Consider the following 8,440-nt stretch of genomic DNA (forward strand, 5'->3'; position numbering starts at 1 on the left):
GCGTGGTCTTGCGGCCCGAGGTCAGCGGGCGCATCACCCAGCTCAATTTCACCGATGGCCAGCGTGTGCGCAAAGGCCAGGTTCTGGTGCAGTTCGACGACCAGTTGCCGTTGGCGCAGGTGCAGCAAAGCCAGGCCGAACTGTCGATCGCGCGGGCCAACCAGAAGCGCAACCAGGAACTGGTGGCGCAAAACTTCATCAGCCAGCGCTCGCTCGATGAAAGCGCCGCCAACCTGCAGGTGGCCGAGGCCAAGCTGTCGCTGGCCAAGGCCACTGCCGCGCGGCTGAAGATCGTCGCACCATTTGACGGCATTGCCGGCATCCGGCTCGTCAACGTGGGCGACTACCTGAAAGACGGCGCGGACATCGTCAACATCGAGGACATCGAGGCCATCTTTGTCGACTTCCGGCTGCCTGAACGCTTTCAGAGCAAGGTCAAGCGCGGCCAGACAGCTGTGCTCGACATCGATGCCTTGCCCGGACGCAAGTACAACGCGCAAATCCAGGCCATAGACCCGTTGATCGACGCCAATGGCCGCTCCATTGGGATCCGGGGCTGCATCGACAACCGCCAGCTGCAGCTGCGGCCCGGCATGTTCGCCCGGGTCAACACGGTGTTCGGCGTGCGCGAGAACGCGCGCGTGGTGCCGGAGGAAGCGATTGTTCCGCAGGGCGGCCGGCAGTTCGTCATCAAGCTGCTGGAAGGCCCGAACGAGCAGACCCGCACCACCAAGCGCGTCGAAGTCAAAGTCGGTCTGCRCAGCCCCGGCAAGGTCGAGATCCTCGAAGGCCTGGAGTCCGGCGACGTGGTGGTTGCGACCGGCCAGCAGCGCGTACAGCGTGACGGCACTGTGGTGGCAGTGGTGGACCTGGCCGCAAATGCTTCTGCCCGCGCGGGCAACGCAAAAGCGCCTGCCGCTGCCGGTACTGCGCCCGCGGCAGCTGCCGCAACGGCCCCTGCGGCTGAGGCCGCGCCGGCCAAAGCTGTGGCCGCCGCCGCGCCGCAAGCACCACCGGCCGGCCCCAACCCCTGTGGCGTCGTGGTATCGGAAGCCCCGGGGGGCCTGGTGCCGGTGCGTAGCGTGGCCCCAACCGAGCGCCGCCCGGCCGGCCCGCCAGCCCGCGATCCCACTTGAGCGGCAGCCGCGCCGTAGCCCCCACAGGCCCTTATGCAACTCGCTGAAGTTTCCATACGCCGCCCGGTCTTTGCCACCGTGCTGTCTTTGCTCATCGTTCTGGTCGGTGCGGTGAGCTTCAACCGCCTTTCGGTGCGTGAATATCCCAAGATCGATGAACCCGTTGTGACCGTGAGCGTGCGCTATGCAGGCGCATCCGCGGAGGTCATAGAAACGCAGGTGACCAAGCCGCTGGAAGATTCCATCGCAGGCATTGATGCTGTCGACGTCATCACCTCCATCAGCCGTGCCGACCAGGCGCAGATCAGCGTGCGTTTCAGGCTCGAAAAAGACGCTGACTCGGCTGCCGCCGAAGTACGCGACCGCACGTCGCGCGTGCGCAACCGGCTGCCTCAGGCGATTGAAGAGCCTGTGATCGCCAAGGTCGAGGCCGATGCCTTTCCGGTTATCCAGGTGGCTTTTTCCAGCGATTCACTGACGCCGCTACAGATCAACGACCTGGTCAACCGCATTGTCAAGCCGCGCCTGCAGACCGTGACCGGCGTGGCCGACGTGCGCGTCTTTGGCGAGCGCAAGTACGCCATGCGCGTCTGGCTGGACACCGACAAGCTCGCTTCCTACAAGCTGACCACGCAGGACGTGGAAGACGCCATCAGCCGCAGCAACCTGGAGCTGCCGGCCGGCCGCATCGAGTCCCAGCAGCGCGAATTCAGCGTGACCTCGCAGACTGACCTGGTCAGGCCCGCGCAGTTTCGCGAGATCGTCATCAAGAATGTGAACGGCTTTTCCGTCAAGGTGCGCGACGTCGCGCGCGTGGAGGAGGGCGCAGCCGACGAGCGCACGGCGGTCAGGCTCAACGGCCGCTCCGCTGTGGCAGTCGGCGTCATCCGCCAGGCAACGGCCAACCCGCTGGACCTGTCCAGGGGGGTGCGGGAGGCCTTTCCCAAGCTGAAGGCTGACCTGCCGTCCGACATGCTGATTGACGTCGCCAACGACAACTCGGTGTTCATCGACCGTTCCGTGAACAACGTGTACCACACCATCGCCGAGGCGATCGTGCTGGTGGCCCTGGTGATCTTTGTGTTCCTTCGCACCCTGCGCGCCTCCATCATCCCCATCGTCACCATCCCGGTGAGCCTGATCGGCACCTTCGGCATGATGGCGCTGGCGGGCTTCACCATCAACACGCTGACCCTGCTGGCGCTGGTGCTGGCTATCGGCCTGGTGGTGGACGATGCCATCGTGATGCTGGAAAACATCTTCCGGCACATTGAGGAAGGCATGGACCCGTTCTCGGCCGGCATCAAGGGCGCGCGTGAGATCGGCTTTGCCGTGGTCACCATGACGGCCACGCTGGTAGCCGTGTATGCGCCGCTGGCGTTTACGCCGGGCCGCACCGGGCGGCTCTTCGTGGAGTTTGCCCTGGCGCTGGCCGGTGCGGTGGTGGTGTCGGGCTTTGTGGCGCTGACGCTCACGCCCATGATGTGCACCCAGCTGCTCAAGCACAATCCCAAGCCCAATCGTTTTGACCGGTTCATGGAGCGGGCGTTGACGTCGATTTCCGACCGTTACGGCTCGGTGCTGCGTTGGGTCGTCACCACACGTTACGTACCCGCGGCGGAGGAAGGCGCTGCCGGCCGGCCCTCGCTTGCCCAGCGACTCAAAGGCATGGCCTTGCAGGCCCGCTGGATTGTCATCGGCGTGATGGTGCTCAGTGCCCTGGCCATTGCGCTGGTGTTCCCGAGCATGAAGCAGGAGCTTTCGCCCATTGAAGACCGCGGGGTGATTCTGGCCAACGTCAATGCCCCTGACGGCGCCACGCTGGACTACACCAACCGCTATGCCAGGGCGCTGGAAAAAATGGGTGAGCCCTTTCCCGAGTTCGACCGCATTTTTGCCAACGTGGGCAACCCGACGGTGGCGCAGGCCAGCGTGGTGTACCGCACTGTTGACTGGGACAAGCGTACGCGCTCCACCATCGACATGGCACGCGAGCTGCAGCCCAAATTCAATGCGCTGCCCGGCGTTACCGCCTTTCCGATCACGCCGCCGTCCCTTGGGCAGGGCTTTCGCGAACGGCCGCTCAATTTCGTGATCCAGACCTCCGACAGCTACCAGAACCTGAACACCGTGGTGCGCCAGATGCTGGAGGAGATCGCCAAAAACCCTGGCATCGTCTCGCCCGACGTAGACCTGCGGCTGAACAAGCCAGAACTGCGCATTGAGGTGGAGCGGGACAAGGCGGCCGACCTCGGCGTCAGCATCCAGGTTGTCGCAAAGGCCATCGAGACTCTGCTGGGCGGGCGCAACGTGACGCGCTACAAGCGCGATGCCGAGCAGTACGACGTGATCGTGCAGACCGAAGCCAGCGGCCGCACAACGCCTGAAGACATCGACCGCATTTATGTGCGGGGCCGCAACGACGCAATGATTCCGCTGTCGGCATTGGTCAAGGTGCGTGAAAGTGTTTCCCCGCGCGAGTTGAACCATTTCGGCCAGCGTCGCTCGGTGTCCATCACGGCCAGCCTTGCGGGCGACTATTCGCTGGGCGAAGCGCTCAAGTTCATGGACCAGACCGCCGCCAAGGTGCTCAAGACCGGCTACAGCACCGACCTGAACGGCACCTCGCGCGAGTTCAGAAACTCGCAGGGCGCCCTGGCCATTGTGTTTGTATTGGCACTGGTGTTTATTTTCCTGGTGCTGGCCGCACAGTTTGAAAGTTTTATCGATCCGCTGGTCATCATGCTGTCGGTGCCGCTGTCCATGATCGGGGCCTTGCTGGCGCTCAAATGGTCGGGCGGCTCTCTCAATGTGTATTCCCAAATTGGTCTGATCACGCTGGTTGGCCTGATCACCAAGCACGGCATCCTGATTGTGGAGTTCACCAACCAGTTGCGCGGGCAGGGCATGGAAATGATCGACGCGCTGGTCAAGGCGTCATCGCAGCGCCTTCGCCCCATCATGATGACGACTGGTGCCATGGTGCTGGGAGCCTTGCCGCTGGCCCTGGCCAAGGGCGCGGGTGCCGAAAGCCGCACGCAGATCGGCTGGGTTATCGTGGGGGGCATGTCGCTGGGCACTTTGCTCACTGTGTTTGTGGTGCCCACGATGTACACGCTGTTTGCCCGCAAGGCGGTCCCAGGGGCCAACAAGGCCATTGCCAGGGAGCAACCCGATGAACACCTTGAACACCCGGAGTACGTGGCGAAATGATCGTGAGGAACCGCTTGCCCCAGGCCGGGTCCCTGGCATGCTGATGAGAAAACCGGTTTGACCGCAAACCCAGCGGGCCGAATCCGTACAGTTGCTTCTTTCTTCCTGATTCCGTTCCTGCTTGCGCTGGCCCATACGGCTTCTGCGCAAGCCCAGGAAGCGCCTGGAACGGGCGCATATGGCGTGCAGTTCTTCTGTTCACCGTCCCAGCTGGAGCGGCTCGGCCCCCACATGTTTCGATATCTCCAGCAGCTCGGCATTCCAGCCCGCCTGGTTCAGGAAACTGTCGACAAGCCGCGGGGCACCATGACGTATTCCCTGCTGGGCTCAGGCGCGGCCGTGAGCACCCTGTTTTTGGCGCAACGCCCGGAGCTGGCGATCAAGGACGAGGTAGTGCTGGTGCCGGTGAGAAACAACAAGACACGCAAGCTCAAGACGGTTTCCAAAAAAGAAATCCTGTTGGCCCTGTTGCACCCGGGCCGATTGACCGAATTCAGAGGAAAAGCCTGCGATGTGCAGGCTCTGGTCGACCATGTCGGTATTCGCCAGAACACCGTGATATGGGCAGAGGTGCTGGAATGGGGGTGGCCCGAGGGCGGCCCTGCCAGATGGAATGCCCGCTACTGGATCAATGGAACGCCCCGGCTGCGCATGCCCTTGCACAAGGCTCTCAACGACATGTTTTTTGAGCAGGGGAAATACGACATAGGCTGCTACGCCGCGACCAAGGTGGTGTTTGCCCAGGGTGCGCTGGATTACTTCCGCCGCGTCAAGAAGGACGTGGGCAGGGCGCAAGGCGTGGAGCGGCGATTACTGGCCGACGGTGAGCCACTGGTTGACCTGGAACCCGGCCGCATGTGGAGTTTTGAAACGGATTTTGATCCGCTGGAGCTTGAACGGCCAGGCAAGGTCTTGCGCATGGTGGGCGGTGTGGCCGCCGGCAACTTTGTCCCTGGCGATTGGGCTTATTTTCTGAACACCGACCAGCGCACCAGCCAGAAAACGGGGTATGAAGGCTCGAATGCCATCTACCTGGGCGGCAACCGGTTTGACGACTATTACAACGACAACGACCACCACTACACCTACGAGGAGAAACTCAGTGAGGTCTATCAGTGGCGTCACGATGTTTTCAGCCGGCAACGCGATGCCGAAAAAATACAGCACCTGGCCGCGCACGACTATGAACGCCTGAACGCAACGCCGGAAAACGGCGGCTTGCTGATGAGCTTTCGGGTTGTGCCCTATTTTTTCGGCTATGAGGACCTGCCCCCGCTACCGGCTCCCCGAAGCGACTAGTACTGCAACCCGCAAGTAGCGAAACAAAATGAAAGCGATGGATTCGCGCCCAGGGCAAGGCGCAAGCCGTAACGAAGGCTGAACGCCTTCGCAAGGATTGCAACGCAGCCATGGGTGCGAAGACGCGCTTTCATGTTTCGATATTTTCGGGTTGCAGTACCAGGGCCTGGCGGCGCCGAGGATTCAATGGATTTACAGGGCACCCTCAAACATGAGGACGTCAACCATGTCCCCTGCAGCGACATTGCCTTGCGCATGGTGAAGCACCATCAGGCCGTTGGCCTCGGCCATGGAGCGCAGCACGCCCGAACCCTGGCTGCCGGTAGTCCTGACCTCCAGGGAACCGTCGGGCGCGGTGGATACCCAGCCGCGCTGGTATTCGGTGCGCCCCGGCTTCTTGCGAATGGGCTCCAGGCTGCGTGCCTTGAGCAACGGCGCCGGCGCGGCGCTGGCGCCCATCATCTGGAGCAGGGCGGGGCGCACAAAGGCCAGGAACGTCACCATCACCGCCACCGGATTGCCGGGCAATCCAAACAAAATGGCGCCGTCGGGGTTTGGGAACGTTTTTTGAGTGCTACTATTTTCATAGCTGCTTGCGCTTGTCCCTATTGGGATAGAGCCTGATTTCTCTATTGAAATCCGTCCCACGGCCATGGGCCGGCCGGGCCGCATCGCAATGCGCCAGAAGGCCACGTCGCCCAGCTTTTTCATCATGGCCTTGGTGAAATCCGCTTCACCCACGCTGACACCGCCAGACGTGATGACCGCGTCGGCCTCGGCTGCCGCTCGTTTGAATGCAGCCTCCAGAAGTGCCGGCTCATCGCGCACGACGCCCATGTCGAGCACCTGGATGCCCAGCCGGCTGAGCATGCCGAAGACGGTGTAGCGGTTGCTGTCGTACACAGCRCCTTCGCGCGGTGTTTCGCCCAGCGACAAAATCTCATCACCGGTGGAGAAGTAAGCCACCCGCAGCGGCCGCCAGGTTGACAAGGTTTTAAGACCCAAAGAGGCTGCCAGGCCAAGGCGGGCGGGCGTAATACGCTCACCTTTTAATAGCGCCGGCCGGCCCTGCATGAGGTCCTCGCCGCGCAGCCGGCGGTTGTCGCCGGGCTGGAGCAAACCCGACGGGATACTGATGCGTGTGCCCTGGCCATCCTGGTGCAGGGTGACAAACTCCTGTGGCACCACGGTGTCCAGGCCGGAGGGCATGATGGCGCCGGTCATGATCTTGACGCACTGGCCTGGCCCGGCGCTGCCTTGCCAGGCCTTGCCTGCCAGCGCTGTTCCGTCGGCCACCTGCAGCTCAAGCGCCTTGCCTGCAGCCAACTGCCCACCATCGAAGGCATATCCGTCCATGGCCGAGTTGTCGTGCGGCGGCACGTCAAACGGCGAGACCACATCCTGGGCCAGCACCCGCCCGAAAGCCTCCATCAAGGGCAGCTCGAGCTGCTCCTGCACCGGCATGACCAGCCGCGACAGGAAGTCCAGTACCTGGTCGGCAGACAGTGACTGTGGGTCGTAGCCTTGCAGCTCCGCGGCAATCTGGTCGAGTGTTTTCACGGCTGGCGGGATTCCAGCTGGTGCAGCTCGGCCAGCGTATTGGCATTGAAGAAACTGCGGCTGTCGTCACCGGGTTTGTCGAACGGCACGATCGCTGTTTTGTGCTGCGCCGTCCATGCGTCTATCTTGCGGCCGCCACTGTGGGTGAAGCGCACCAGGCTTTCCAGCATGTGGGTACCCATGAGGCAAAACACCGGTTGGGGCCTGAGCTGCCCATCTTCTTCGGGCGCCGCCGCCACGGCAAAGTCGGCGCCGTCCTGCGCAAGTGCTTCGGCAAGCCGTGCCACCAGGTCGTCGGGAAATAGCGGGGTGTCGCAGGGCACAGTCAACAGGTAAGGGGTTTCACAACGCTCCAGGCCCGTCAGGAATCCCGCCAGTGGCCCGGCAAACTCGCCCAGCCCGGTACTGTCGGGCCACACCGGAACGCCGAATGATTCATAAGCGGACAGGTTGCGGTTGGCATTGATCATCACGTCACCGACCTGGGGCGACAGCCGCATCAGCGTGTGCAACGCCAGGGGAACGCCGTTGAAGTTCTGCAAGCCCTTGTCGACACCGCCCATGCGCGAACCACGGCCACCGGCCAGGATCACGCCGGTAATGGCTTCGGCGTGGATGGGCATGGTGTTGTGGTCGTGGGTTGTCAAATCAGCCGCCTATGTAACTCATCTCGACCCGTTTCATAGTTGAATCGGGGGTGCTTGTGTCGGCGGGCATCGCAGCACGCAACTCCGAATAGCGGTCGTCGCGCCCCTGCCAAATATGGGCCACAGCCGCTGCGATCTGGTCGTCGCCGTAGCCGCCGCGCAGCAGGGCGCGCAAGTCCTGGCCCTGGCTGGCAAACAGGCATAAAAACAGCTTGCCCTCGGTCGATAGCCTTGCCCGGTTGCAGTCGCTGCAAAAAGCCTGGGTCACGCTGCTGATCACGCCAATCTCGCCAGCGCCATCGGCATAACGCCAGCGCTCGGCGGTCTCACCAGCGTAGTTGGGGTCTATGGCTACCAAGGGAAATTCGGCGTTGAGGCGTTCCACCACCTGGGCTGAAGGCAGGACCTCGTCCATGCGCCAGCCGTTGGTGGCGCCCACGTCCATGTATTCGATGAAGCGCAACACCGCCCCGCTGTGGCGGAAATGCCGGGCCATGGGTACGATCTCGGCGTCGTTGGTGCCGCGTTTGACCACCATGTTGACCTTGAGCGGCGCCAGGCCAACCTTTTGCGCCACTTCAATGC

At 62.8% G+C, this 8,440-nt stretch carries 6 protein-coding genes; 3 read left to right on the forward strand and 3 right to left on the reverse strand.

Annotated elements, in window-relative coordinates; all coding sequences use genetic code 11:
• From AC1DWI_RS07205 to AC1DWI_RS07215, 3 genes are all read left to right on the forward strand, one after another.
• Positions 1 to 1,136: efflux RND transporter periplasmic adaptor subunit (locus AC1DWI_RS07205; protein WP_477724597.1), on the forward strand; the 1,136-nt coding region annotated here is incomplete at its 5' end.
• 33 nt (positions 1,137 to 1,169) lie between these two features.
• Complete coding sequence (locus AC1DWI_RS07210; protein ID WP_477670866.1) at positions 1,170 to 4,349, forward strand: efflux RND transporter permease subunit; 3,180 nt, start codon at positions 1,170 to 1,172, stop codon at positions 4,347 to 4,349.
• A 57-nt stretch (positions 4,350 to 4,406) separates the two neighbouring features.
• Positions 4,407 to 5,648: a hypothetical protein gene (locus AC1DWI_RS07215; RefSeq protein WP_477670865.1), complete on the forward strand. Its 1,242-nt coding sequence runs from the start codon at positions 4,407 to 4,409 to the stop codon at positions 5,646 to 5,648.
• A 192-nt stretch (positions 5,649 to 5,840) separates the two neighbouring features.
• Here AC1DWI_RS07215 and moeA read toward each other — a convergent pair whose 3' ends face one another.
• From moeA to AC1DWI_RS07230, 3 genes are all read right to left on the reverse strand, one after another.
• Positions 5,841 to 7,208 carry a molybdopterin molybdotransferase MoeA gene (gene moeA / locus AC1DWI_RS07220; protein WP_477670864.1) on the reverse strand — a complete coding sequence of 456 codons (1,368 nt, stop codon included), beginning with the start codon at positions 7,206 to 7,208 and terminating at the stop codon, positions 5,841 to 5,843.
• Entirely contained in the window at positions 7,205 to 7,831 is a 627-nt protein-coding gene (gene mobA / locus AC1DWI_RS07225; RefSeq protein WP_477670863.1) for a molybdenum cofactor guanylyltransferase MobA, read from the reverse strand. The genes moeA and mobA overlap by 4 nt, the downstream gene beginning before the upstream one ends.
• Positions 7,832 to 7,856: 25 nt before the next feature.
• Positions 7,857 to 8,440: GTP 3',8-cyclase MoaA (locus tag AC1DWI_RS07230; protein WP_477724598.1), on the reverse strand; the 584-nt coding region annotated here is incomplete at its 5' end.

The organism is Polaromonas sp. P3_C2, from assembly GCF_056402675.1.